This is a genomic window from Vibrio sp. 10N (genome assembly GCF_036245475.1).
GTDB lineage: Bacteria > Pseudomonadota > Gammaproteobacteria > Enterobacterales > Vibrionaceae > Vibrio.
In genome coordinates, this window is record NZ_BTPM01000002.1 from 742,020 (window position 1) to 766,445 (window position 24,426).

A 24,426-nucleotide genomic window follows, 5' to 3' on the forward strand; every position below is an offset into this window, starting at 1 on the left:
ACCACGTGTAGGCAACTGAAAATATTCGATTAAGTCACGTAATTCAACTTTTCAACGCGCTAAATGAGATCCCCTTTTTCAAGGGGATGACGGTGATTTTTGGTATGGCTTGAAGCACCAAATGGGGCAGAAATGCTCTACATCCCTTCATTTCTAACATACCCATATAGCCGTCATCCTCACGAAAGTGAGGATCTCCTACCGCATGTAGGTAACTGAAAATCTTCGACTAAATCACGTAAGTCAGCTTCACGACGCGCTGAATGAGATCCCCTTTTTCAAGGGGATGACAGTGATTTTTTGAGGATGGTGTGAAACACGAAAAGGGGCAGAACCAATTTAGGGCAACCTGTCAGTTACACAGAATTATATACAGAGTCATTGCAGTCAGACTCATTCACATAAATCAGCTCAGCTAGCCTCACCACTATCCCTAAGTTTCTGTTAAGATAACGCTTCTTATCACTTACACTGTGTCAATTGTGAGCATTCTTGGTCAACTTCGCCTTCTATGGGCCAACAAAACATTTAATTACAGCGTTCTGATGCTGTTTGCGCTGCTCGGCGTGGTCATTCCCGCTTGGTATTTGGAGCAGCAAACTTGGGTTACTCCGTTAATTCTTGGTGTCATTGCGGCTGCACTAGCAGAAAGTGACGACAGCTTCACTGGCAGACTGAAAGCGCTCATCATCACGATGATCTGTTTTGCCATTGCCTCATTTTCAATCGAACTATTATTTAATACACCCTGGCTTTTTGCTGCGGGTCTGTTTGTTTCGACCTTAGGTTTTGTACTTTTGGGTGCAATCGGTCCGAGATATACCAGCATTGCTTTTGGCTCTTTGTTAGTGGCTATCTACACCATGTTAGGAGCAAGTGAGAGCAGTGATTTATGGACGCAACCTACACTGCTGTTAGGCGGTGCTTCTTGGTATTACCTTGTTTCATTGGTTTGGAACAGTCTATGGCCATTACAACCAGTGCAACAAAGCCTCTCGAACGTGTTTAATGAGCTGAGCTTGTATTTGGACGCGAAGCGAAATCTGTTTCATCCCACACGAAACCTCATCCCTCAGCCGCATCGACTCAAAGAAGCCAGTCTGAATGCTTGTACCGTATATGCGCTTAATGAGTGTAAAACGACGCTGCTTAATCGCTCGAAACGCGGCCATGTTGACGGGCCAAGTGATCGCTTTTTACAAGTTTACTTTATCGCTCAAGATATCCATGAGCGAGTGAGCTCCAGTCACTACCGCTATCAAGAGCTAGCGACCTCCTTTTCACATTCGGATGTGCTGTTTCGCTTTAAGCATTTACTCGAAATGCAATCCATCGCCTGTAAGAACATCGCGCACGCTCTGAAACTCGGTAACAAGTATTCTCACAGTAATGATTCACTTAACGCACTAGTTGAGCTTCAAGACTCTATCGAATACTTGGAAACGCAAAACCGTCCAGAGTGGAAGCCATTATTGGTACAGATCCACTACCTATTTAATAACCTAGCAACGGTTGAGAAACTGCTCAGCAATGTTAGTAACCCTGACATAGTCAACCAAGATGACAACGTGCTTGACGATACCAACGCTCACACACCACTCGCCATGTGGCGCAGAGTAAAATCCAGCTTAACGTTAGATTCTTTATTGCTTCGCCATGCGATCCGCCTGTCTTGTGCATTGACTTTGGGCTACGGGATCATTCAGTTTTTCGAACTCGAACGTGGGTACTGGATCCTGCTAACCACATTGTTTGTTTGTCAGCCAAACTACAGCGCAACACGTCAAAAACTCACCGCACGAATTGCAGGTACAGTCGTTGGCCTTCTGGTTGGGGTGCCTTTGCTTACCCTATTTCCATCCACAGAGAGTCAGCTGGTGCTTTTGGTCATTTCTGGCGTCATGTTCTTTGCGTTTCGACTCAACAATTACGGCTATGCAACAGGGTTTATCACCGTCTTAGTTCTGCTTTGTTTCGATCAACTTGGTGAAGGTTACGCGGTAGTGCTACCACGTTTAATGGATACGCTCATTGGCTGTGCACTGGCCGTTTGTGCTGTGTACTTCATTCTTCCGGATTGGGAATCCAAACGTTTATCGAAAATCATGGTTTCAGCATTAAAAACCAATCGCCTGTATTTGCTACAAATCATTGGCCAATATCGAGTCGGTAAGAAAGATGACCTAAGCTACAGAATCGCGAGACGCGACGCCCATAATGCGGATGCGAACCTATCCAAGGCCATCTCTAACATGCTGGCTGAACCGGATCGTTATCAACTGGATACCGATGAGTGCTTTCGCTTTTTAACGCTCAATCATGCGCTTCTTAGTTACATCTCAGCTCTGGGGGCGCACCGTCAACGACTGGATGACGAGTCCATCCACTTGCTCGTTCTTGAGGCGCATCGAAGTATCAATCGCCATATTGAAATAATTGAAGCTAACCTGTCGGGCACAATCAGTGATGCCACACACACCACCGTAGACCAGTTTGATATCCATCGACGCCTGTCTGAATGGCGAGACGAGGATGACCGTTCAGCACGTATGGTACTTCAACAGCTGCACCTAATTTATCGAATGCTACCAGAGCTACAAAGCCTATCAAGCCACCTAAAACCAGCTGAGCTTGAAAAAGCCCAATTAAAACAGGAAGATTAACCCCAACCGCTTACACTCAATAACCGTCATGCTAATGCAGACTTTGCATTAGCATGACTTAGTTAACCAACCTATTGACGCCCTCTTACATTTCTCGGACAAAATTCACAAACTGAATTTATAGAATACTCAATATAGCGACTCATCATTGATGATCGAAAGGAACTCAACCGCTTGTGTACACGAGACAACCACGATCAACCAAACTGCGTCATAACGGGTGTTACTATGCCAACACAGCAATTTGAAAAACTGAAAGAACAGCTAAAGCAGCTATCGCCACAGCAGCTCAAAGCACTGCAAGGCGAAATCAGCTCACAGCTACAGCCAAGCTCTGATAATTTATTGAGCGAAGAAGAGTTAGCGGCACTTTCACAACTGTTTCGTTAATCTGCCAACCTCCCGCGCACAACTATGTCTTACCCTAACAGTTGTCGGTTCAACATGCGTACGTCTGTAATATGATGTCACAGAAGTTTTCGGCCATGGCTTGTATCTCTGAACTATGTGGGTAGAATCCCCGTTCAAATTGATTGACAAACATCGACATGCCAAAAGTAAATCTTCACAAGCGTAACTACCTAAATAACTTAGGTGACGAGCTCGCAATGTCTGAGTTCGAGCAGAAACTCACTCCTAAGTTTGACTCACCAGCAAAGCGAGTGAATCGTAGTCCCTACCTTACCCAGCGCAACGTCGACTACCGTTGGAAAACTCTCAAAAATCCGAGCGCACAAGCTCAGCTTCTCGATGCCCACACTGAATCGCAAATGGAAGCCTACGAAAAAAACATTGAGTTTTTTGTCGGTACTTTAAAAATGCCCATCGGCACTGCCGGCCCGCTCAGAGTGAATGGTCTGTTCGCCCAAGGGGATTACCAAATTCCGCTTGCCACTACCGAAGCCGCTCTAGTTGCATCATACAACCGTGGTGCCAACCTAATTACAGCCTGTGGTGGAGCTAGCGCGATGCTACTCAATGAAGGGGTCACTCGAACGCCTGGCTTTGCATTTAAGTCACTCATTGAGGCTGGTCAATTTGTGGCGTGGTTGGTGACCCAGTTCGATCACTTTAAAACATTGGCCGAGTCGACCACTTCCCACGGTAAACTCAGTGACGTAAGCGTCAACATCGAAGGTAATCACGTCTACTTGGTGTTTGAATATTTAACAGGAGATGCGTCAGGTCAGAATATGGTGACGATCGCCACAAACGTGGTGTTTGACTACATTCTAACTAACACGCCTATCGAGCCCGACTATGCATTTCTGGACGGTAACCTGTCTGGCGATAAAAAAGCGAACTCACAGACCTTACGCAGTGTGCGTGGCAAAAAAGTCACTGCTGAAGTGACCATCCCAGCGGATCTTGTTGAAAAATTCTTGCACACCACACCAAAGAAAATGGCGCAATTTGGCCAAATGACAACTGTCGGCGGTGCACTCAGCGGAACCATTGGTATTAATGCTCACTATGCCAACGCGCTTGCGGCACTGTACATTGCCTGTGGTCAAGATGCCGCTTGCGTAGCAGAGTCGGCTATCGGCATGACTCGCATGGAAGTTACTGAAAAAGGTGAACTCTATGCCAGCGTTACACTACCTAACTTAATGGTCGGAACGGTCGGCGGTGGTACCGGATTACCAAGCCAAAAAGCTTGTCTAGATTTACTTGGCCTTCACGGTTCGGGACATTCTCAAGCCCTAGCGGAGGTGGCGGCGTCGCTATGTCTCGCTGGTGAGCTGTCGATTGTCGGCGCATTTTGCGCGGGACATTTTTCTCGTGCCCATCATAAGTTAGCAAGATAAATGATGAACAAAAAAGGATGCGCAAGCATCCTTTTTTGTTTTTCGTCTCATGCTATTACGCCGCTAAGTAATGAAATTGCTTGAAATGACGTAGGGCTTCGTTAAGCGTTTTCTCTTTTATTGGCTTTACAATAACAAAATCTGCGCCAGCCGCGAAGAACGCTTGACGTGTGGAGGTCTGATTATCTGCTGTGCAAGCGTAAATAGGTAAAGTCTTGTTAAACTCCTGACGAATTTGCTTGGTGATCTCTATGCCCGATACACTTGGAAGCTGGTTATCCATTAACACTAAGTCGAACGGCGCACTGTCAATGCAATTTAGCGCTTCCTGACCATCCTTTGCCCACACAACATGCATTCCGTACTTCTCACAAAAGGCTTTAGCAATAAATGCGTTGGTATGATTGTCTTCAACCAACAGCACCATCACTTCACGGTCAAACAGGTTGAAGTCAATCTCCGCCTCTTCGACATCGACAGAAGATACCTCCTCGACGACCTCAATCGGCAAGGTCAACTTAAATTGAGTGCCAACGCCCACTTCACTCGTCAACGCAATATCCCCATCAAGTATGGAGATCAGGTTTCTAACAATCGCTAGCCCTAAACCGCTCCCACCATATTCTCGGGTCAACGTCGACTCAGATTGCACAAAGGGATCAAAGATTTGTTCAAGCTGATCTTGGCGAATGCCAATACCCGTATCCTCAACTTCGATGGATAACTGAGAAGTTTGCTCAGAATGATGGCGAGACAAAGAAAAAGAGACCTTCACGTGGCCGACATGGGTAAACTTAATTGCATTGCTGAGTAAGTTGAACAGTATTTGATTCAAACGAACTTGATCGGTAAACAACACCGTCTCAGCTGGCAGTCGGTTATCAATTTTTAAGTCGATAGATTTGTCATCACACAACGGACGATAAATACCATCCAGCGCGGTCACTATCTCTTTAAAACTGAATCTATGTTTTTCAAGTTTAAAGCTGCCATTTTCAATTTTTGAGAAATCAAGAATGTCATTGAGCACCGCTAGCAAATGTTCACCGCTATTACACAGCACATCAATTTGCTCTTGATATCGCGTCTGTTTGGCTTCTTTCTTGAGCAGTTGTGAAATCCCCAGGATACCATTGAGTGGTGTTCGTATTTCATGGCTCATTTTGGCCAAAAACTCCGTTCTCGCCACTGCAGCAAGCTCTGCTTCTTGCCTCGCCTTGGCGCTTTGCTTTTCTGCTTCAACCAACTTAGTAATATCCAAACCTTGCGACAGTACAAGCTTCTTGTCTTTACGGGTTTGTATCGACGATAAGTTCCAGCGGTAAACCATGTCATCAATAGGCACATCGATCCCCGTGATGGTGACGCCATGATTCGCTTTATCAACCTGCAATTTCATTTCCTCAACGAATTGACGGAATGACAGTGAGTCGCTGCTATCTGCATTGCGCTCTAATCCGAGGGCTTTACGCGCGGCTGGATTTATCTGCAGAATAGTCGAATTCTCCGTCCAAACGATAATCGGGGACAAAGAGAAATTAAATAAGTCCTGAAACAGCTTTTCTTGTTCGGAAAGGCGTTCGAATGTATTGCTGAGGGTTTTTCCGATATGGTTGAATTCATGGATCGTCGAGCCGGAAAAGTGCTCAAATTTGTGCGTATTACCTGCAATTCGAGTATACACCATCAATTTCGCCAATTCCGTTGTGACTCGTCGATTTAGCCAGCGCCTAGTAATCATCGAAGTAATCGTAATCACTACAAGCGAGAGAAAAATCCAGAATAGATAACTATTTCGAAGGGCAAGTACACCAGGGTTTCGCTGAATCGAATACACCGTCAAGTTTGATACCTGAGTACCAACCAACAATGGCGTTTCGGTCACTAGTATCTTGTTTAAGTCAGCTTCTCCACTCTCAATAACAGAGACCACAAATTCTTGAGTATAACTATCATCGGATGATATCGAGGAAGCGATGACCTTATCACCAAAACTAAGAATGACATCATCACTGTTGCTGCCGCGTAAAAGGCTTGTCAGCAGCCCAGCATTGTCATCAAGGATCACCCCTACATACAGTTGACCGAGCACTTCACCGGACGAGCGATCCACGATGGGTGTTCGACGTAGCAATACGTGCCGCTCGCCAAGCAGAGAGTCCGTCTCAACTGTTTTCCAGCTGTTACTTTTACCTGCCACGACATTTAAGGTCGTGAGACTGCTGCGATCTAGCCCATAAAACAGTGCGTTTCCATCATCCCAGACAACCCCTTCGCTGCGGGTGATAAAGCGAAAATCAGGCGCGTGAGAAGGTTGAAGATTGTCTTCGCGTAAAAAGAAGTAATCGAGTAAACGTGCATCCTGTGTTTGAAAAAAGCTCTCTACCGCATCACTCTTCGCGTTGCTATCTTGCAATATTTGCAATGACGCGAGGCGATAGTTGAAAAAGTTCACGACCAATGTACTAGTTTGCCTAGCACTTTTTTGAACCTCTTCCCGAACAATATCACGGCTCAACTGCCAACTTTGCAATAACATGGCGAAAGTAAACACGCCCACGACCGTAATCACGGTCCGGGTGATTAAAGTAGCAAGAGTTTTACGATTATTAAAATCCGTTAATGGCATAAATTCTTCACACGCTACTATTGGTCAGAATAGCGAAACGCTTTGGCTTTCAATTCATTAATACGTTGAGTGCTATCTTCACTAGTGACCAGCTCGAAGCTGCCTGAGTACACCTGTGGTACCGGTTTTTGTTCCAAATCCCATTTAATCGCCTCTGCCATGGCCACGCCTGTATCATCATTCATTCGCATCACAGTCACATCGAGATCGCCACGTTGAATGGCGTCCAACTCGGCAGAACCACCGCCCCAGCCATTTACTACCACTTGCTGTTTACCCAGCTCACGCAGCGCATCCGTCGCCCCTAAAGCTACGTCCGTCGCACAAGCGTAAATAAAGTCTACATCTGGGAACTGTGCCAAGGCGTTGAGCGCAGCTTCACGGCCACTTTCACGATTGGCTTTAGTGTAATAGGAAGTCGTCAGATTAAAGCTCTTCTCAGCATCCATCTGCTCAATAAAAGTTCCTCCCCGCGCGTCACTAACATAACCTTCGGAAAAATACAGTACCGAGTAATCCGTTTGAGCTCCACCAAAGCGTTGTTTGAAGTAATCAGCGAGTAACAAACTGCCTTTTACATGATCGAAACCAACATACATAAATGGCGGGTTCTCCGCCCAACCTTTTACCGGGGTCGTAATGTTCTGCAGGATCAATTTAATATCCGTGGCGTGCAAAACATGTTCTATAAATTTACGGTGTCTGGTGGTGTCTAAGGTAAAAATCAGATATCCAGAATTGTTTTTTACCGCCTCCATGAGTGAGACGCTTTGTTGACGATAGTCTTCATTAGGTCGAGTGAAAACTTGGTTTAGTTCATACACTACGCCGAGTTCTTCTAACCTTCGTTCAAATGCCTTAATGTTTCTTACCCAGTAGTCGGACACTTGTTGTCCTGGATAAACCACGGAAATGGTTACGGGCTCACTTTGCTTTACAGCAAGAGGAACGGGCCCACCCAAAACGGCTTGCTGCAATTGTTCTGCTCGCTGCTTTTGTTCTGGGTGCGTTTTAAGAAACTGTTGATAATTCCAATAATCAGACAGGATGGTATTTGCAGAGGTTGTGAATGAAGGCGCTGCAAATAGTATTACGATGAGCAAAGTATGAAATTTAGGCATCTGCACTGTATATTTTTGTGTTTAAGAACAAGTGTATACAATGAATTTCAATAGAGCCAGTTTTCGATATTAAACACGTGTGGTAATGACAAATTCTTCACCTGTGGCCACTAACCGCTCTTTACGTTTTTTATCCAGCTTCTTGATTGCAATTTCTGTTTTCAGCGCTTCACTTTTACTCTGCTGGGGTTGACTCCACACCAACTTTAATGGGCCTCGACCTCGTAACGCTTTTGCGCCTTTACCCGTTTGGTGTTGTTTAAAACGACGCTCTAAATCGTTAGTCACACCGCAATAAAGTTTGTTTTCAGCCGTGCGGATCAAGTACACATACCAGCCACTCGCGATAGAAGTGTCGGCCATCGTCAAATTTTCCCAATTAAAAAGGCGGCTTTCACCGCCTTACAAACCTAGAGTAGTGAGTTAACCAGTGCTTTGAGCTCCAAGAGCTCTTGCTTAAGAGATTCAACTTCACTTTCAAGCGCTTCAATACGAGCTTGTCCTGCTGATGACGCTACAGGACTAGTGCCTGTTGAAGCTTCTTGGACAAGCTGTTCAATATCGACTTCACCACTAAACAAATGCATATATCGCGACTCACGCTTACCTGCTTCACGCGGTAGCTTAACGACTAAAGCTCCACTTTCGCGGGTTGCCATCGCATCCAGTACCGCTTCCACCTCTTTCACGTCAGTGAATGCGCAAAGTCGGTTAGTTCGAGTACGGATCTCCCCTGGTGTTTGCGCTCCACGGAGTAGCAAACAACACACGATACCTTTCTCTTGCTCGTTGAGTTTTAGATCGCCAAATTCGGTGTTACAAAAACGATGCTGAAACTTTGACACTCGACTGTTGAAGCTACTCTCATCACTCAATAATCGGCGATTTATCAAAGCGGTTGCCGCATCCTGAACCTCCGCATCACCAAGACTCATAACCGGCTCGCGGTTACTCTTCTGATTACACGCGGTTGTTAAGCTGTTTAGCGTCAACGGGTATTGATCGGGAGTCGTAATCTCTTTTTCGATAAGGCAGCCAATGACGCGCGCCTCAACTGGGGACAATTCTATGTTCATTATTGTATTCCTTTCTAGTCCGCTACAGTGTCACAAAGCGAGTTTAGTGCTCCGACAAAAACGGTACTCGTATAAACTTACCAGCCTGGTCGATCATGACGACTTTACTTCGATTGAGTTCGACTTCAACCACCTCCAACTTGCGACGTTCACAGATGTACGCCCCTTTAAGCTTTTGTTTCGGTGACGGCTTATCATCTGGGATGACAATGTCGTTGTTTGGGTCGATTGAAGTCTGAGATAACAGTGACATGAATTACTTTGTGTTTAAAACCTTGCTGTTTTGAAATCATAGCGCTATTCCTTACTGCAACTCAATTGTTTCTTCGACTGAGTGGCGACAAACTAAGCAATAGCCCGTGAGTATTGATCTAAGGTCTGTTATCAATCAGTTTGTTGTGTTTTAATCAAACCAGATACCACACACGAATTAGGAAAGGATTATGAGTAGCGTATTTGAAATCGTTGCGCAAGCGCGCCGCAAGAACAAACTGAAGCGTGAACTGCTAGACAACGAAAAGAAGGTTCGCGACAACCGTAAGCGTGTCGACCTTCTAGAAAACTTGATGGACTACATCAAGCCAGAAATGACGCATGATGAAATTGTTACCATCATCAAAAACATGAAAGCAGACTACGAAGACCGTGTTGATGACCACATCATCAAGAGCGCAGAGATTTCAAAAGCTCGTCGTGACATCAGCCGTCGTATTCGCGAGCTGACTGAAGAAGACAAGCAAATGGTTCAAGGTAAGAAGTAATATCTTACGACTGACATTAAAGAGCCTGCCCTTGCAGGCTCTTTTTGATTTTCACGAGCGAATCTATTGATAGTTTCAACATTTTTAGTCCTCAACTATAGACTCCCAGCCACTAAAACGTTTGCGTAATCGCTAACCTTCTCCGTATGCAAAATTGACGGTTTCATCACAGAATTTAGACTGTTATAGTGTCTGCAAATCACGGTAACACCATTCGAGGCAAGGAGCTTCCTCGACATTCTCATGATGAGAAGAATAGGTACCAGCACCCCTGGCAATATTTGAGGAGGAAATTATGGACTTCAGTATGGTTGAATTACTTGGTTACGCAGCATCGATCATGGTCGCTATCTCATTAACAATGAAAGACATTGTTAAACTTAGAGTACTTAACTTTGTAGGCTGTGCCCTATTTACTGCATACGGCTTAGCGATTGACTCGATGCCAGTTGTAATCACCAATGGTTTCATTGCGTGTGTTAACGTCTACTTCTTGTTGCAGATGCAAAAAAAAAGTGGGACGAGCGCTGAATCTAACGCCTAGTCGCCTGATTGCAATCAGAACCCCCATTTTTAAAGCCTCGACTCTGTCGAGGCTTTTTTATTAGCAAAAGGCAGACCACACTTAGCAACATCTTCATGTTTCAGAAACTAGTCTAAATCCCTAAACACTCAACTAACCAAAAAACCGGCTAATCCAAGTAATTTCACCAAATGCGATTAGATCGTAAATGGTAAAAAACACCGCTGATATAACAGCAAGCTTTAACAAACGAATCAAAATAAACATGTTTCTCTCTATAGCAAACAGTCAGTTAAGTAAAGGCATAGTGTATCCGGCTGATAGTAGGATTAAAACCATTAATGGAACCAATCAAACCATCGTGCTCAGGCCAGCTCCCCTACAAGCCTTTGACCTTCCAAAAAGCATCACTAACGGCTTGGTCTAAAAACGACGGATACCCGGTTGTTATCGGCAATAACCAAAGCTTGGCTTGCTCACTCGACACAATCAACGGCATTCTATGATGGTATTCACGATAAGATAGAGAAGGTGCTGTGGTTAACGTGACAACCTGGTGGGTATCAGGATAGCCAATACCCACCATATATAGCGGTTCACCATTAACCGACTGAAAAAGAAACTTTGATTTTTCCCCATTGTCGTGGGTACGCCATTCGAACCACCCTGAACAAGGCACAATGACACGATGATTCGCGTAAGCGTGTGCGAACGTCGTTTTGGATCGCACCGACTCTGCTTGAGCATTGATGATAAGCTTATTACTCCACTGCGGTTTGATCCCCCATGATAGTGGAAGTTGGAATAGCTGATTATCGTTACCCGAGACGACACAGTCGAGCTGCTCAGAGGGGTAAGCTTCGTCTCTTGGCAGTGTTGAAAACGCTAAGCCAAGCTGCTCTGAAACGTAGTGACTAAAAGGATCATCGATAATGTTAAGTCGGCCGCACATTAAGTAAATAAACTCCTTGTTCGGCTCTATTATAGCGTATTGCGTCTGTTTACTCTTGACGCTCCTACCATTCACCCATAGTTTTAGGACGGAACGCCTTTGCTTGCGCGTCTGGATAGGCCGAGAGGATGTTGTACTCGGCCATACCTCTAGTATTCAACCCAACTCTTGATTGACCAGCGGCACCATCGCCGCTGATGATCAAATTACACCGCTTGGGATCAAATATATGAGTAACGACCAAGCACCTACCCAACCAATCACAATGAAAGTATCAAACCAATCTTTGTCCCACATAATTCCTCCGATGAAATGTGGTGGTCACCTATTAGTAACAGACGACCTTTACGTAGATTGATTCAACTAAAGCAAAAACCATTCCTTTGTTATGGAAGCAGACCCGCATTTTGGCTCGGGGTTGAGCGCACTGAGGTAGGTTGTTCAGATAACAGCTTGATAAAACAGTCCGCCATTGACCAGGTCGTCACAATGCCACTGTCTAGCATATTTCGAATAGCATCATAGCCCTCTTTCCCTTTCATGGTGTAAGCACTTGATGTACCTATGTAAACACGATGTTCATCCAATACTTCACCGGCCACGATCACATTAGAGACTCTTTGTCCTTTTGGTAAAGTTGAGTCATATTGAAACTCAAGTTGCGAGGTATATGGATAGCTACCTGAGCCCGTGCCTTGCACACCATTGCTGTATGCATTGTCGAGCGCTCCCTCTAAAATTTTTGGAATATCGCTCCCTTTAATACGGTACACGCCAATCGGTACCGCAAACGGCAAGAGTTTTCCCGCTACATCGGCAACAGAAACGGGGCCCGCTGCCAATGAATTTCGAACACCGCCGGCATTGTGCATCGCAAAATCCACTTGATGGCCAAGTGACTGCATGGTGTACAAGAATGAATGCGCAACTAATGGAGCAAGTTGACTTGGGCCCTGTTCGTCGGGCAACCTGACGTGCCTCAACTCGCGGTCTAAGCTCGCTATTGTCTGCGTTTGCAACGCCTTAACTTGAGGCTGGTACTTTTCAGCCAGCAAGGCTTTAACGACCGGATCTTTTCTTACCACGACCACGTTTGGATGAGCATGAATTTGCTGTTTGATTTTCTCGATTACGCAAGCGTGAAGCTCTCCGTGAACATCCATAAATACACGACGTCCAACTAATAACTCATTTCGCCCTTCAAAGCTGGTGACTTTGCCGTTGGCGGCAAACTCTATCTGGCAATGACCGAGCGTCATTGCGTGATGGCCAGCCTGAACTACAAAAGTACCACTAACCTCAACACCATAATGTTGCTGAGATTTTAGCCCCAACGAGGAAAAGTCACCCTGTAACACATGACTATGACCTCCAATAATCAACCCAAGACCAGTGACTGTGTCAGCAAGCTCAAGATCGGCTTCATAGCCCATATGGCTGAGCAATATGATTTTATTAATGCCTCGAGCATGAATCGCATCCACCGTCGCCTGTGCTGTTGCGATGCATGGCTCAAAAGTAGTGTCACTATCTGGGTTAGCGATGTCGGCCATTTTATCTAGTGACAAACCAAAGATAGCAACTCGCTCTTCACCGACTGACTTCTCTATCCAATTTGCGACTTGCCGCTGCGTATCAAAATCCATCAAATTTGGATGCGATTTCAGTGGGTACTGCTTCTGCTTACTCCGCTCGGCCGACACATTCCAATTGCCTGCAAGAAGCGGAAAGTCTATTTCACGAACAAATTTTCCGACGGGCTCATTACCCATGTCCAGCTCATGGTTCCCGAGCGCCATCGCATCGATGCCAAGTGAGTTCAACATCACGGCATTGGCTTCACCTTTAAAAAGTGAAAAATAAAGTGTGCCCTGAAAACAGTCGCCGGCATGCAGAAATAGAAAGCCGTCATTAGAGTATGATTGTTTAAGCTGTTTTACTCGCGCTGCAATTCGCGCAAAGCCCCCAGCACTGACGTACGGCTGATAGAGTTGCCCATTGTGGCTGACGCTTAAAGCTAGTGACGAGGGGTCAAAGTAAGAGTGTGTATCGTTGATATGCGCTACGGTGAGCGAAAGAGGCTTATTGTTTTTTGTCATTGCATCTTCTCTTTTATCTTGCTCATGATGGTAACGTGCTTTATGTGACATTCCAATGAATTTTATGAAATCACATACTGATTGTACGGGTCTATTTATGATAGACATCACATGATTATCTGCACGATAACGACTCAATAGTGCAGATAACAGCTTGAAATTACTTGGCCAATTATGAGGTTGATTACAGTCCAATTGGAAAAAGCAGCTTATAATTGAAGTAGATAGTATGACCTAATTAGGGGAAATGGATGAAGCTAGAGCGAATTGATGTTTCCGGCTTTCGCGGAATCAAACGCCTATCCATTGCACTGGACGACCTCACGACACTGATTGGTGAAAACACGTGGGGTAAATCCTCTCTGCTCGATGCGTTAAGCGTTGCACTCCCGGCTGATGGACGAATTTATCCATTCGAAATGAAAGATTTTCATGTCGATCATGCCGCATCACATCCACAGACACGCCATTTGCAAATTGTACTCTCTTTCGTCTCCACCGAGCGCAATGAAACTCTCTCTGGACGCTACCGAAAGCTCAAACCCATTTGGTTTCAAGATGAAAATGGTATAAACCGATTCTACTACCGCATCAGTGCGACACTTGATGGCTACGATATTAGCCAGAAATATAATTTCTTAGACCCTGAGGGAGCTCCGCTTAGGTTGCACCATTCAGAAAAAATCGCGCAAGAACTGATGACTCTGCACCCTGTGATTCGTTTACGAGACTCTCGTCGACTGTACCAACAAGAGGCGAGCGCTAATGGGAACGGGAACGGGAACGGCAATAGCATCAATTCCCGCTCCGAAAAGCGAATCAATAATACCGTTCGACGGCTTATGGCTATACCGGGTCATGTTAATAAAGGGGAGATCAAAAGCAGTCTCACCTCAATGAAAGCGCTCGTAGAACACTACTTTTCATTTAAAAGTCACTCAAAAAAAATAACCAAAGGTCAACGAGACGGCGTCTTTTTCTCTCGCCCTAACAGTGAACAGAATCTTGCACAAGTCATTGATGAAACCAAAAACCATCAAACTCGTTTGTTATTGCTTGGCCTCCTAAATGCGTACCTGCAGGCAAAGGGGCCGCATGAATTGCGTCGTTGCGCGAGACCCATACTCATTATTGAAGATCCCGAAGGTCGTTTGCACCCCACGCACCTAGCTCGTGCCTGGAGCTTATTGCAAATGTTGCCAATGCAAAAAATACTGACGACCAACAGTAGCGATCTGCTCGGCGCTGTGCCTTTACAATCTATCCGCCGCTTAGTGAGACAATCGGACAAAACCATTACTAAAGCACTGGCTACCAATAGCCTTACAAAGGATGAGCTTAGACGAGTTGGCTTTCATATTCGCTTTCATCGCTCACGAGCTTTGTTCGCACGCTGCTGGCTACTAGTAGAAGGAGAAACTGAAGTTTGGCTGTTCAATGAGCTTGCCAACCAATGTGGCTACAACTTAGCAGCCGAAGGGGTGCAAATTATCGAATTTGCCCAATCAGGGCTAAAGTCCTTAATCAAAGTCGCCAAAGCATTCGGTATCGATTGGCATGTTGTCACCGATGGTGATGCCGCAGGTAAAAAGTACGCAACAACCGTACTCCATCAATTAAAAGGAGAGCATGAGCGACATCATTTAACCGAATTACCAGACAGAGATATCGAACACTATCTGTATGTAAACGGATTTGAAATTTTCTTTAGGGATCTTATCAAAATCCCTCATGACCACCCTATCCCACCGAAAAAAGTGGTCGCAAGAGTGCTTAAGAAGTTTGCCAAGCCTGACTTAGCACTCGCCATCGTCGCTGAATGCGAAGAGAAAGGTATCGAGAGTATTCCTGTTTTGATTCGTTGGATTCTGCGAAGAGTTATTACCATGGCCAACGGCAATACCTAACAAAAAGCCCCTATCAGAATTTCTGATAGGGGCTTTCTGGTCTGTTTTTATGCTAGCTTAATCGTTCGCAAGCGCTGTCTTGGTGTCACTGCCGAGTTGTTTATGCAACCAAAGACCGCTCGCTTTCATAGTAAATCCAAAAATCCCACCAAGAATCAATGACGGAACGACTATTTGCCACGCACCATCTGCGGCGAATGTAGCGCAGGCACCAATGAATGTACCTGGGATGTACTGTAGCCAAGTTCGCTTAGCTTGGATGCACATAAAAAACGACACTAACGCGGTCATTACATAACCGGCGATTTCCAAATTGATCAGTGATGAGCCATGAATTATCACCATCGCCCACACTACGCCAGACATATTGGTAAGCAAACTTTGTGCAAGTCCTGCAATACCATCTTTCGGCGCTGCAAAGTAACTGGTACACCCAAGGAAACCAGCCCAAGATAGCAGCCCCAATGATAACGCTGCCCAGCCCCATATACCTGAAAGAATGCCTGTTGTAATAGAAATAGCGATTAGTGGACTCATTTCGTCAACCGATGGTTTATTCAATTTAAACCTAAGGTAACGAATATAACCCCACAATTAAGCGATCACAGTCACATCAAATGAATTTACGTACATTTCATTTCACTATAAACGTGATTCTGATCGCTAAAACACAGATGGTTTGCCTTTCATCATACGCAACCCCTCTCGTTTGACACATTCCACCAGCGGGTTTTCTGTCATATCGGCACGCCATATAAAAGACAAGGTACGCTCCATTTCCAGCTCAGGTACATTAAGTGCAACTAACTGGCCTGACTCGACAAATCGTTCCACATCCAAATAAGGCAAACAGGTCAAGTACTGACCGTTTGCGACCATGCTTCGTAACACAGGTACGTGTTCGTATTCGCGCCATACGTCTAAGTCAGCAATTAAATGGTGAATGGAGCTATCAAAGATTTTTCGAGTGCCCGAACCATGCTCTCGCAACACCCAGCGTGCCTGCTCAAGCTGAGCCAAACTTACACGTTCTCGACGAGCAAATGGATGATGTGCAGCGGCCACAACCGTCAAGTGATCACGACACCACACTTCTTGGTGAATCCGGTTGTCGTCGCAGCGCCCTTCTATGATGCCTAGGTCATACTTATAGTCCAAAACACCTTCAATCACCGAGTCGGTACTCTTTACACCCAGTGAAATTCGCATCTCAGGAAAATCGTTATCAATTGCGCTGATAAGATCGGGTACCAAGTGCTCCGCTGGCGTCTGACTTGCACCGAGCTTTAACTCTCCACTTAGCAAATGCTGCTCGTAGAACCCCATTTCGATTTGCTGTGCATCTTGCAGTAATCGCTTAGCTTTAGGTCTTAACCAGACACCCCAATGAGTCAATGCCATCTGTTTACCCTGCCTTTCAAACAGTGGCCTACCAAGCATTTTTTCTAACTGTGCCAATGACATACTCGTTGCTGACTGTGTTAAAGCCAGCTTATCCGCAGCCTGACTCACACTCCCCGTATCCGCTACGGCATCAAAAACGGCAAGTTGTTTTAATGAATATCGCATCCGTTTTCCTTTCACCACTCAATCTTAAAACACTGTGTTTGATTGCAAATCCCGAACTGTCTTTATCAGTTTCTCTTATGTTGAGAATTAGGTGCTGTAGTCGTGTTGTTTTTTTCACCTATTGCGTATCTCAACGTTTGCTAATCTCTCACCAAAAAACAGTACGTTATGGACTTCAAGCCTTATTCTACCTTGTGCAGATAAGTTATCAATATTTCTGATTTCGATTTTAAAAATTATCAATTTTACCACTAGCAACCAATGCCCTTAATCTAGATTCGAACACGGCAAGGGGTCATGTTCTCGCACCTTTATCTCGCAATCACTGAGGAGTTAACACATGGGCGAATCACACAATAACAAGGTTAAGGAGTAAGGGATGGCATCAGCTAGCTCCGACAATAATCTGCTTTTCTCGCCACTCGAAATGATGGCCGAAGCTGAAAAATTCGCACTGAGTAAAGCAAAGAAAACCAGTGGAATGACAATGAGCCTCGCCATGATGGCTGGCGCTTTTATCGGATTAGCATTCCTGTTCTACATCACAGTAACAACGGGCAGCGAAGAAGCAGGATGGGGCTTAAGCAGGTTAGCTGGCGGCTTAGCATTCAGTATGGGGTTGATCCTCATAGTGATATGCGGCGGTGAACTGTTTACTAGCTCAGTGCTGTCTAGCATTTCATGGGCGAACAAGCAGATAAGCTTTAGCAAAATGCTATCAATTTGGGGAAAGGTCTATGTTGGAAACTTTATCGGCGCAATGTTCTTGCTACTGATCGTCTCCGCAGCCGGCTTATACCAAATGGATAATGGTCAATGGGGCTTAAATGCTCTGCATATTGCGCAGCACAAGCTACACCACACCTGGGTCCAAGCATTCGCGCTCGGCGTGCTTTGTAACCTTCTCGTTTGCTTAGCTATCTGGCTAACGTTTAGCAGTGCCAATGCTATGACCAAAGCGGCGATGACGGTGTTACCAGTCGCCATGTTTGTCAGCAGCGGTTTTGAACACTGCGTCGCAAACATGTTCATGGTGCCACTAGGCATTGTTATTCAAAACTTTGCCGGTGCGGATTTTTGGGCAGCAACAGGCACGACACAAACTCAGTTTGCCGACCTAACACCCATGCATTTTTTAACTAACAACCTTATACCAGTCACGCTAGGAAACATTATTGGTGGTTCGGTTTTAGTAGGACTCGCTAACTGGAGTATCTACCGCAGACCACAACTAAAAGCAGCAAACGTAACTGCAATAACACAAACCACTGAACTTACGTCAGTAAAGGAGACGCAAATGAACAACAACATCATCGTAAAAGACATCATGAACACTCAACCAGTAACACTAAGCGTAGAAATGCCTACATCAGTCGCACTCGATACCCTTTTGGATCACAACCTAACTAGTGCCCCTGTAACAGATATTGAAGGTCGTTTGGTTGGGTTCTTCTCAGTACACGATGTGATGGTTGATCTTTGGTGCCAAGACTACATTCCAGAGCAAGGTCAGAAAGTGGTTGATCTAATGAGTCGTGATGTTGTCGCAATCAATGCGTCTGAGAAATTAGTCGATGTGGCAGAGTTTCTTTGCATCGATAAAGAGCAGCTATATCCGGTAAGTTCAATGGGCATCGCAACAAGCTTCACGACACTTTCACTAGAAGAGCGTGCTAAAGCGATGAAGGTAAACAAACCACACGTGTTGCCTGTATTGGAAAATGGTGTCTTGGTTGGTGTTCTATCAAGAGCTGAAGTAATGAAAGCTGTCCGCCCTATCTATGGCGAACGCTTGAATGTTGTTGAGCGCGAACTTGAAACAGCGTAAGACAACACACCCATTTTTGGCTAGGAAATAAGTCGTTTGGCCGAAAAAAGCCCCGGTGTAAAAACCGGGGCAATCCTATTCTAGCCAACTGTTATTATTTTTATTTAAAGCGGTAGTGAACGCCGGCGCCAGCAGAAAATTGTGATTTAGAACGCTTGCCAGCGGTTTCATAGTTAACTGTTGTCGATGCAGACCAGTTTTGACTAAATTGATAAGCCCCACCTAGCGCGAGTGCTTGTTTCGACCCCGCAGCACCAATACCAACACCCATTGCGAACTCACCCGCATCTTGAACCATTGGTCGAGCATTCGTTACCGCGTGAGACGTTGCAACGACACCGTCCATGCGATCTTCCAAGTCGAGCATTTTATCGCCCATCTTTTTCATTTCCGTTTCTAGGCCAGTGATGCGAGCAGTGTTGCTTGCAATTTTGTTATCCAGATCAGAGTATGCTTCCGCACCAATCTCTACTACTTGACTCGCAGCACCATTAATACGGGTATTGATGTAGTCTTGAACATCATCCGGAGTGATTTCTGGCTCGGGACGCGGAGAAGGCGTATCCCCCTCAACAATCTGACCATTGGCTGCCGCTTGTTTAATGTCTTTTAGCGCTGCAATCTTGTCTTCGTCAGACATCTTACTGAACGCTTCTACATATTGTTCAACGTTAGAAGCGTCCATCGTTTCAACTACATTGCCTTGACCATCGCGAAACTCAACCACTGACTGACCGCTTTCAACTCTCTCTGCGACCTTTTGGCTCTCATCGATCGTGTCCATAATTTCACTGGTCTCATCCATGATCTTATTTTTTTCAGTTACGATTAGGGAGCCGCGATCTTGATTACCATCTCCATCGAACGATACATAGTCAATATGGCCATTTTTATGTGTAGAAAGCCTGATTTCACCTGCTCCTCGCATTGGCGAGAGTACTGCTTTACCCTGTTCTTCATTGTATTCTTCGATTTTGCCAATAGGTTTTCCGTCTACAAACAAGTAATCGTTGCCGTCTGCACTTTTTTCAACATGGAAAGAAGAACTATCCATTGCAATGGTATCGTGATGGTTAACTGTTGAAGCAAAAGTAGAGGTTGAAGTAATCGCTGCTATAGCAATCGCAATATATGATTTTTTCATTTTGAGAAATCTCAGTATCAATAAGGAATATAAGTTCTGCTTTATGGCGACTTTCCTTTTCGCCCACTGAGCTGTCAGTCACTCAACGTTAACTGGTAGCTTAGTTAGTTACCCCAGCACTACTGAGGGCACTAATTATGTTGTGCTCAGCCCTGAACACGGTGCGCATCCTAGTGACAATCAGATTTCTCAAGTACCCCACTAATGTTTGTATTGCTTAGAAAAGCGTTAGAAAAGAGAGGAAAATGGGCACAGTCAGTAAACGGACAATCGGCAATACCATAGGTACAAAAAAGCCCTGAGACAATGCTCAGGGCTTGATACGAGATGGTTTAGAGATTTTACTTCTGAACACCTTCGACATGAAGTTCCATGTCTACATAGCTTGATGCGCCCATGACTGGAATTTTGAAGTCAGCCAGCTCTAGACGAGTAGTGCCATTGAAGCCTGCGCGTTGGCCGCCCCAAGGGTCCTGACCTGCACCAATGAACTCCGCTTCAATCGTAATTGGCTGAGTTACACCGTGTAGAGTAAGCTCGCCCATTACGTCTAGCTTGCCATCACCCTTATCTTTTACGCTTGTGCTCTTGAACGTTGCCTCTTTGAACTTACCAGCATCGATAAAGTCTGAGCTACGAATATGCTTATCACGCTCTGCGTGGTTTGAATCAAGACTTGTTGTATCAACAACAACGTTTACTGTTGACGCTTCGATATTGGCAGGGTCGTAGCTAAAGTCACCAGAAAATGTATTAAAACGACCCTTGATGAAGCTGTAACCTAAGTGGCTAACTTTAAAGTTGATCGATGCGTGCGCACCTTTTGTATCGATAGCGTAGTCAGCAGCGTGTGCACCTAGAGGCAAAAGCATTGCCGCGGCCATTCCAGTAGCGATTAGTGTCTTTTTCATTTCGAAACTCCTAACATTTTCCGAAGAGTGTTGTCTTTGTTTATAAAGTGATGTTTCAACGCAGCCAGAGCATGCCCAGCGGCGGCAAGTATGACGAACCAAGCCGCATAGAAATGCACTTCGCCCGCAATGTCTGATTGATTCGGGAATAATTCACCCAAACCAGGCACTGTAAACCAGTTAAATACTTCGATACCGCGACCATCTGAGGTCGAGATTAGGTAACCACTGATAAAGATCACTATCAATGCGATATACATTGCTAGGTGACCTATTTTCGCGCCTACTTTCTCAAATTGATTGCCTTCGACTTTGGGAGCTACCGTAACGTGTTTCCACACCAGCCTAAATAGCGTCACCAGCGCCAACAAAATGCCAATCGAACGGTGCCAATCTGGCGCTGTTTTGTACCATTGACTGTAGTAGGTAAGGTCTACCATCCACAAACCAACAGCAAACATACCAATCACCACAACTGCCGAGAGCCAATGTAATGCTCTTGCTAAAGGGTTGTAATTCTTTACTTCTTGAAGCGCCATCACTAATTCCATGATTTTGTTATTCTTGCTGTCAATGTTAACAAGTCATCAACCTATGGAGTACATTATTTACGTAAATTGACATTTTGGCGACCCGGCTCTGTTGATTAAGTCATTCAAGATTTTCGAACATGAATCAAACACGTCATCTTTAATGGCAAAATACGTTACACATCGTCAGCCATCTCTATTTCATACAGCTCATCAGCGATATCGGCGACACGGCGATCAAGAACCCCCTTTGCATCCTCTAGCCCCTTGTTATAAAAAGCTGGGCCTAATTTCTTAATCAAAAAATCTAACAAGAACTCAGCATCAAATTGACCGAGTTCTACCTCCAGTTCTTGTTCAAAATAATCTTGAAGCTCGGCCACAATCGCCGTCCTTTTCTTTGAATCAAACATAGTGAAATCTCATTTTTTGTTACAAATATGAATGCCAGTTTGTTCGATAACGTAATGATTTCCAACCTAAATGATCAATTTTTATACTGCGCCACAGAACTTAGGTTTAGCAGACGTCTCATTTTCAAACATTATTCAAAGTCCTAGTTTCATTTCTGATACTCATAAACTAAACTATCTTCGAACTTACGGAGGACTCATGGATTACGGCTATCAAGAGCGTATCATCGCGCTACTCAAGGCGAACAAAATTACCAACAACGAACTAGCTGAAGCTATCGGCAAAGGAAAAGCCACCATTGGGCGATATCTAACGAAAGGCCCAACACGTACTTACCCATCCATCGAAGACTTATCGTTAATCGCCTCCTATTTTAACGTTCAAGCTCACTGGCTCTGCTTTGGTGTTGGCGACCAGCATACGGACCCTAACGAACTAACAAAAGCAGCCAACACCAGTGCCGTAACCGTGTCTGTCTATAGTCGCACCGAGGTGAGTAAACTTCTGGAAACAGGCGAAGCGCCAAGCAAAGGCTCAATTCCGGTACCACCAGAGTACAAAGATTGCTTCGGCGTATTGTATCCAGTGGGCGGCAGTGTCTCTTACAAGTGGGACTGTGTCGCTTTGGTCAATCGTGAGCTAGAGTGGATCAATGACGACATTGTCTTAGCTCGACTGCCTGGCAATCCTCACCCCGATTTTTTTACTTTGGTTAAAGTTGGTACCACTATTCACGTTTGGTATGGTGACGACACATCTAAAAATGCCATTCATCAAGTTCAAGATGACGAGATCGAAATTTTAGGTGTCGTTCGTTGGGGCACTTGGGAAAAGCGTATTTAAAGAGCAAGGGCGACCGTAACTAAAATTAGGCGTCTATGCAGAGACAAGGAAAGAGTCATGCTTCTCGACACAGTAGTTCAGAGTTTTCGACGGTTTCAGACCGATTGTCAGGCACTGTGCTTACAACACTACCCTGCTGTACATAATGGCGGTCTTACCAGCCGTCACCTTTCTGCAGCGTTTTCTCGAAGACTGAAATCCGATTTCGAGCAGCATGCGCTCGATGTGAGCATTGCTGCTTTAGATGATGAGAACAATAGCCAGCTACGTGGTGCGTATCGAGTAACAACGTCATACGGTACGGTTTGGGTACTGGCCTATCACTTTGTCAATGGCAATCAAACCAGTCGAGAGCATGTGTTTTCCTTGGTACAAGAATGGATGGCTGAGTATCAATATGCCGTCCAAAAACGTGATCTTTTGGTTGTACTTGCGGACCATTGGTTGAGCCGCTGCCATCAAAGCCGTGCACTTATAAATTGGTGGAGCGACACACTACCTGATGACGATACCCTCTACCTCAAACAGGGCGTCAAATTGCTCGGGTCAGACACATCGATGAGCCAGGAGTTGTCACAGCGCTGTCAGCTGTATCCCAGTTATGTGACCTTTCTTCACCCTTTAACCAAACCCTGCTCTGGCGATCGCGTTTTGAAATATGTCCAGCTTTACGCGGTCTCCGCTTTGTAACCACCTTCACGACACTTGTCATTAAAGCTTCATCAAGGTTTTTCATAGTAGCTATATCCCATGAGATATAGCCAAAATAGTGAAAAGTTTAAAACGCTACCAATATGAAAAATACGCGGTGCTATGCAACCTAGCCTATCCGAGAGTATTCAAACAAACACGGTATGGTTTTGACCCCAACGGTCAACGCATCGTCGCCAATCGTTATGGCAAGACCGTTATTCGGGTGTTATGGAGCAAAGATAAGGAAGAGGCGGTGATCGTAATTAAAGGTTCACACAGCCTTACCGACTGGCTGCTAACTTTCGCTATGTGGCAACGTAGCTGTAAACACTTTGGTTTGAGCTATCGCATCCACGCTGGCTTCCACTATATTCTCAATCAGGAAAGTCAGCCTATCCATAAAAAGGACCGACTGGGGATCAGCTTGTTTCAACGCACAGTAGAGATTGCGTCTGAATTGATAGAGAGTGGCAAACGAGTCACGATCACCGGACACTCCTCTGGGGGAGCAATTGGTTGCGTTATTGCCGATGCATTGGAGAAGAAGTATCCCAAGTCAATCAAACGTATTGTGACGTTTGGACAGCCCGCCATTGGCAATCATCAGTTTAAACGACGCTTCAAACTGGCCCATAAAACCTATCGTATCTGCTGTGATTTGGACATTGTAACCTTCTTACCCCCGCTGCCGTTACTATACTGGCATGTTGGTAAGGTATTGTGGCTCTACAACGGACGTATTTATGAAAACACCCCCACTCTTGTTCGCTTAGGGCGTTCACTGGTGTCATGGGTCATTCGCCCTTTCTCTTATCACCTAATGAGCAAATACATTCGCAACAAAGACTTCTTTGATGACCGTTAAAATGAGAGCCAGCTCAAAAATTAGGTATAAAGCCTATAGCGACTTAGTAAACCATCAATTACTAATATTTCCTAAACTTATATGACCCAA

The 24,426-nt window shown here is 45.1% G+C and carries 23 protein-coding genes; 10 read left to right on the forward strand and 13 right to left on the reverse strand.

Annotated features, from left to right (window positions below):
- Positions 1 to 482 precede the first annotated feature (482 nt).
- The 3 genes from yccS to AAA946_RS19480 all read left to right on the forward strand — a co-directional run bounded on the left by yccS (position 483) and on the right by AAA946_RS19480 (position 4,471).
- On the forward strand, positions 483 to 2,663 hold the full coding sequence (yccS, locus tag AAA946_RS19470; RefSeq protein WP_338166417.1) for a YccS family putative transporter: 2,181 nt from the start codon (positions 483 to 485) through the stop codon (positions 2,661 to 2,663).
- A gap of 228 nt (positions 2,664 to 2,891) precedes the next feature.
- The gene (locus AAA946_RS19475; protein WP_338166418.1) at positions 2,892 to 3,053 is read left to right on the forward strand and encodes a hypothetical protein; all 162 of its coding nucleotides are present in this window, start codon (positions 2,892 to 2,894) and stop codon (positions 3,051 to 3,053) included.
- Positions 3,054 to 3,211: 158 nt separating this feature from the next.
- Positions 3,212 to 4,471: a hydroxymethylglutaryl-CoA reductase gene (locus tag AAA946_RS19480; RefSeq protein WP_338166419.1), complete on the forward strand. Its 1,260-nt coding sequence runs from the start codon at positions 3,212 to 3,214 to the stop codon at positions 4,469 to 4,471.
- 55 nt (positions 4,472 to 4,526) lie between these two features.
- Here AAA946_RS19480 and luxQ read toward each other — a convergent pair whose 3' ends face one another.
- From luxQ to AAA946_RS19505, 5 genes are all read right to left on the reverse strand, one after another.
- Positions 4,527 to 7,100: a quorum-sensing autoinducer 2 sensor kinase/phosphatase LuxQ gene (gene luxQ / locus AAA946_RS19485; protein WP_338166420.1), complete on the reverse strand. Its 2,574-nt coding sequence runs from the start codon at positions 7,098 to 7,100 to the stop codon at positions 4,527 to 4,529.
- Between the two features lie 17 nt (positions 7,101 to 7,117).
- Positions 7,118 to 8,221: an autoinducer 2-binding periplasmic protein LuxP gene (locus tag AAA946_RS19490; protein WP_338166421.1), complete on the reverse strand. Its 1,104-nt coding sequence runs from the start codon at positions 8,219 to 8,221 to the stop codon at positions 7,118 to 7,120.
- A 69-nt stretch (positions 8,222 to 8,290) separates the two neighbouring features.
- A complete protein-coding gene (locus AAA946_RS19495; protein WP_338166422.1) occupies positions 8,291 to 8,584 on the reverse strand; it encodes a GIY-YIG nuclease family protein in 294 nt (97 codons plus the stop codon).
- 47 nt (positions 8,585 to 8,631) lie between these two features.
- On the reverse strand, positions 8,632 to 9,297 hold the full coding sequence (locus tag AAA946_RS19500; protein WP_338166423.1) for a YceH family protein: 666 nt from the start codon (positions 9,295 to 9,297) through the stop codon (positions 8,632 to 8,634).
- 43 nt (positions 9,298 to 9,340) lie between these two features.
- On the reverse strand, positions 9,341 to 9,550 hold the full coding sequence (locus AAA946_RS19505) for a hypothetical protein (RefSeq protein ID WP_338166424.1): 210 nt from the start codon (positions 9,548 to 9,550) through the stop codon (positions 9,341 to 9,343).
- 190 nt (positions 9,551 to 9,740) lie between these two features.
- Between AAA946_RS19505 and AAA946_RS19510 the strand changes: the two genes are divergently transcribed.
- Together AAA946_RS19510 and AAA946_RS19515 are read left to right on the forward strand one after the other, a co-directional pair.
- Positions 9,741 to 10,058 carry a DUF496 family protein gene (locus AAA946_RS19510; RefSeq protein WP_006072802.1) on the forward strand — a complete coding sequence of 106 codons (318 nt, stop codon included), beginning with the start codon at positions 9,741 to 9,743 and terminating at the stop codon, positions 10,056 to 10,058.
- Between the two features lie 295 nt (positions 10,059 to 10,353).
- Positions 10,354 to 10,602, forward strand: coding sequence for a YgjV family protein (locus AAA946_RS19515; protein ID WP_042495801.1), 249 nt, complete (start codon positions 10,354 to 10,356; stop codon positions 10,600 to 10,602).
- Between the two features lie 358 nt (positions 10,603 to 10,960).
- Here the strand turns inward: AAA946_RS19515 and AAA946_RS19520 are convergent, their stop codons facing one another.
- Positions 10,961 to 11,533 carry an SOS response-associated peptidase gene (locus tag AAA946_RS19520; RefSeq protein WP_338166425.1) on the reverse strand — a complete coding sequence of 191 codons (573 nt, stop codon included), beginning with the start codon at positions 11,531 to 11,533 and terminating at the stop codon, positions 10,961 to 10,963.
- 386 nt (positions 11,534 to 11,919) lie between these two features.
- Positions 11,920 to 13,632, reverse strand: coding sequence for a bifunctional metallophosphatase/5'-nucleotidase (locus AAA946_RS19525; protein WP_338166426.1), 1,713 nt, complete (start codon positions 13,630 to 13,632; stop codon positions 11,920 to 11,922).
- Between the two features lie 251 nt (positions 13,633 to 13,883).
- Between AAA946_RS19525 and AAA946_RS19530 the strand changes: the two genes are divergently transcribed.
- Complete coding sequence (locus AAA946_RS19530) at positions 13,884 to 15,539, forward strand: ATP-dependent endonuclease (RefSeq protein ID WP_338166427.1); 1,656 nt, start codon at positions 13,884 to 13,886, stop codon at positions 15,537 to 15,539.
- Between the two features lie 57 nt (positions 15,540 to 15,596).
- Here the strand turns inward: AAA946_RS19530 and AAA946_RS19535 are convergent, their stop codons facing one another.
- Complete coding sequence (locus AAA946_RS19535; protein ID WP_338166428.1) at positions 15,597 to 16,076, reverse strand: DUF1097 domain-containing protein; 480 nt, start codon at positions 16,074 to 16,076, stop codon at positions 15,597 to 15,599.
- Between the two features lie 126 nt (positions 16,077 to 16,202).
- Positions 16,203 to 17,108, reverse strand: coding sequence for a LysR substrate-binding domain-containing protein (locus AAA946_RS19540; protein WP_338166429.1), 906 nt, complete (start codon positions 17,106 to 17,108; stop codon positions 16,203 to 16,205).
- A gap of 379 nt (positions 17,109 to 17,487) precedes the next feature.
- On the opposite strand from AAA946_RS19540, the gene focA reads away from it, so the two are divergent.
- A complete protein-coding gene (focA, locus tag AAA946_RS19545; protein ID WP_338166430.1) occupies positions 17,488 to 18,936 on the forward strand; it encodes a formate transporter FocA in 1,449 nt (482 codons plus the stop codon).
- 100 nt (positions 18,937 to 19,036) lie between these two features.
- Here focA and AAA946_RS19550 read toward each other — a convergent pair whose 3' ends face one another.
- The 4 genes from AAA946_RS19550 to AAA946_RS19565 form a co-directional block, all read right to left on the reverse strand.
- Positions 19,037 to 20,080: a YadA C-terminal domain-containing protein gene (locus AAA946_RS19550; RefSeq protein ID WP_338166431.1), complete on the reverse strand. Its 1,044-nt coding sequence runs from the start codon at positions 20,078 to 20,080 to the stop codon at positions 19,037 to 19,039.
- Positions 20,081 to 20,421: 341 nt separating this feature from the next.
- Complete coding sequence (locus AAA946_RS19555; RefSeq protein WP_338166432.1) at positions 20,422 to 20,991, reverse strand: YceI family protein; 570 nt, start codon at positions 20,989 to 20,991, stop codon at positions 20,422 to 20,424.
- Positions 20,988 to 21,530 carry a cytochrome b gene (locus tag AAA946_RS19560; RefSeq protein ID WP_338166433.1) on the reverse strand — a complete coding sequence of 181 codons (543 nt, stop codon included), beginning with the start codon at positions 21,528 to 21,530 and terminating at the stop codon, positions 20,988 to 20,990. Before AAA946_RS19560 ends, AAA946_RS19555 begins: the two co-directional genes overlap by 4 nt.
- Positions 21,531 to 21,697: 167 nt before the next feature.
- Positions 21,698 to 21,934 (reverse strand): DUF2164 domain-containing protein, encoded by a 237-nt coding sequence (locus tag AAA946_RS19565; RefSeq protein WP_338166434.1) that lies wholly within the window; start codon positions 21,932 to 21,934, stop codon positions 21,698 to 21,700.
- A 199-nt stretch (positions 21,935 to 22,133) separates the two neighbouring features.
- Between AAA946_RS19565 and AAA946_RS19570 the strand changes: the two genes are divergently transcribed.
- The 3 genes from AAA946_RS19570 (at position 22,134) to AAA946_RS19580 (ending at position 24,336) form a co-directional block, all read left to right on the forward strand.
- Entirely contained in the window at positions 22,134 to 22,778 is a 645-nt protein-coding gene (locus tag AAA946_RS19570; RefSeq protein ID WP_338166435.1) for a helix-turn-helix domain-containing protein, read from the forward strand.
- A 57-nt stretch (positions 22,779 to 22,835) separates the two neighbouring features.
- A complete protein-coding gene (locus AAA946_RS19575) occupies positions 22,836 to 23,468 on the forward strand; it encodes a hypothetical protein (protein WP_338166436.1) in 633 nt (210 codons plus the stop codon).
- 79 nt (positions 23,469 to 23,547) lie between these two features.
- Positions 23,548 to 24,336: a lipase family protein gene (locus AAA946_RS19580; protein WP_338166437.1), complete on the forward strand. Its 789-nt coding sequence runs from the start codon at positions 23,548 to 23,550 to the stop codon at positions 24,334 to 24,336.
- Positions 24,337 to 24,426: the final 90 nt, after the last annotated feature.

What these genes read in the sequence shown, in the direction of transcription:
- AAA946_RS19475 (WP_338166418.1), top strand. Translation starts at nt 2,892, where the DNA reads ATGCCAACACAGCAATTTGAAAAACTGAAAGAACAGCTAAAGCAGCTA.
- AAA946_RS19480 (WP_338166419.1), top strand. Translation starts at nt 3,212, where the DNA reads ATGCCAAAAGTAAATCTTCACAAGCGTAACTACCTAAATAACTTAGGT.
- luxQ (WP_338166420.1), bottom strand. Translation starts at nt 7,100, where the DNA reads ATGCCATTAACGGATTTTAATAATCGTAAAACTCTTGCTACTTTAATC.
- AAA946_RS19490 (WP_338166421.1), bottom strand. Translation starts at nt 8,221, where the DNA reads ATGCCTAAATTTCATACTTTGCTCATCGTAATACTATTTGCAGCGCCT.
- AAA946_RS19495 (WP_338166422.1), bottom strand. Translation starts at nt 8,584, where the DNA reads ATGGCCGACACTTCTATCGCGAGTGGCTGGTATGTGTACTTGATCCGC.
- AAA946_RS19500 (WP_338166423.1), bottom strand. Translation starts at nt 9,297, where the DNA reads ATGAACATAGAATTGTCCCCAGTTGAGGCGCGCGTCATTGGCTGCCTT.
- AAA946_RS19505 (WP_338166424.1), bottom strand. Translation starts at nt 9,550, where the DNA reads ATGTCACTGTTATCTCAGACTTCAATCGACCCAAACAACGACATTGTC.
- AAA946_RS19510 (WP_006072802.1), top strand. Translation starts at nt 9,741, where the DNA reads ATGAGTAGCGTATTTGAAATCGTTGCGCAAGCGCGCCGCAAGAACAAA.
- AAA946_RS19515 (WP_042495801.1), top strand. Translation starts at nt 10,354, where the DNA reads ATGGACTTCAGTATGGTTGAATTACTTGGTTACGCAGCATCGATCATG.
- AAA946_RS19520 (WP_338166425.1), bottom strand. Translation starts at nt 11,533, where the DNA reads ATGTGCGGCCGACTTAACATTATCGATGATCCTTTTAGTCACTACGTT.
- AAA946_RS19525 (WP_338166426.1), bottom strand. Translation starts at nt 13,632, where the DNA reads ATGACAAAAAACAATAAGCCTCTTTCGCTCACCGTAGCGCATATCAAC.
- AAA946_RS19530 (WP_338166427.1), top strand. Translation starts at nt 13,884, where the DNA reads ATGAAGCTAGAGCGAATTGATGTTTCCGGCTTTCGCGGAATCAAACGC.
- AAA946_RS19535 (WP_338166428.1), bottom strand. Translation starts at nt 16,076, where the DNA reads ATGAGTCCACTAATCGCTATTTCTATTACAACAGGCATTCTTTCAGGT.
- AAA946_RS19540 (WP_338166429.1), bottom strand. Translation starts at nt 17,108, where the DNA reads ATGCGATATTCATTAAAACAACTTGCCGTTTTTGATGCCGTAGCGGAT.
- focA (WP_338166430.1), top strand. Translation starts at nt 17,488, where the DNA reads ATGGCATCAGCTAGCTCCGACAATAATCTGCTTTTCTCGCCACTCGAA.
- AAA946_RS19550 (WP_338166431.1), bottom strand. Translation starts at nt 20,080, where the DNA reads ATGAAAAAATCATATATTGCGATTGCTATAGCAGCGATTACTTCAACC.
- AAA946_RS19555 (WP_338166432.1), bottom strand. Translation starts at nt 20,991, where the DNA reads ATGAAAAAGACACTAATCGCTACTGGAATGGCCGCGGCAATGCTTTTG.
- AAA946_RS19560 (WP_338166433.1), bottom strand. Translation starts at nt 21,530, where the DNA reads ATGGCGCTTCAAGAAGTAAAGAATTACAACCCTTTAGCAAGAGCATTA.
- AAA946_RS19565 (WP_338166434.1), bottom strand. Translation starts at nt 21,934, where the DNA reads ATGTTTGATTCAAAGAAAAGGACGGCGATTGTGGCCGAGCTTCAAGAT.
- AAA946_RS19570 (WP_338166435.1), top strand. Translation starts at nt 22,134, where the DNA reads ATGGATTACGGCTATCAAGAGCGTATCATCGCGCTACTCAAGGCGAAC.
- AAA946_RS19575 (WP_338166436.1), top strand. Translation starts at nt 22,836, where the DNA reads ATGCTTCTCGACACAGTAGTTCAGAGTTTTCGACGGTTTCAGACCGAT.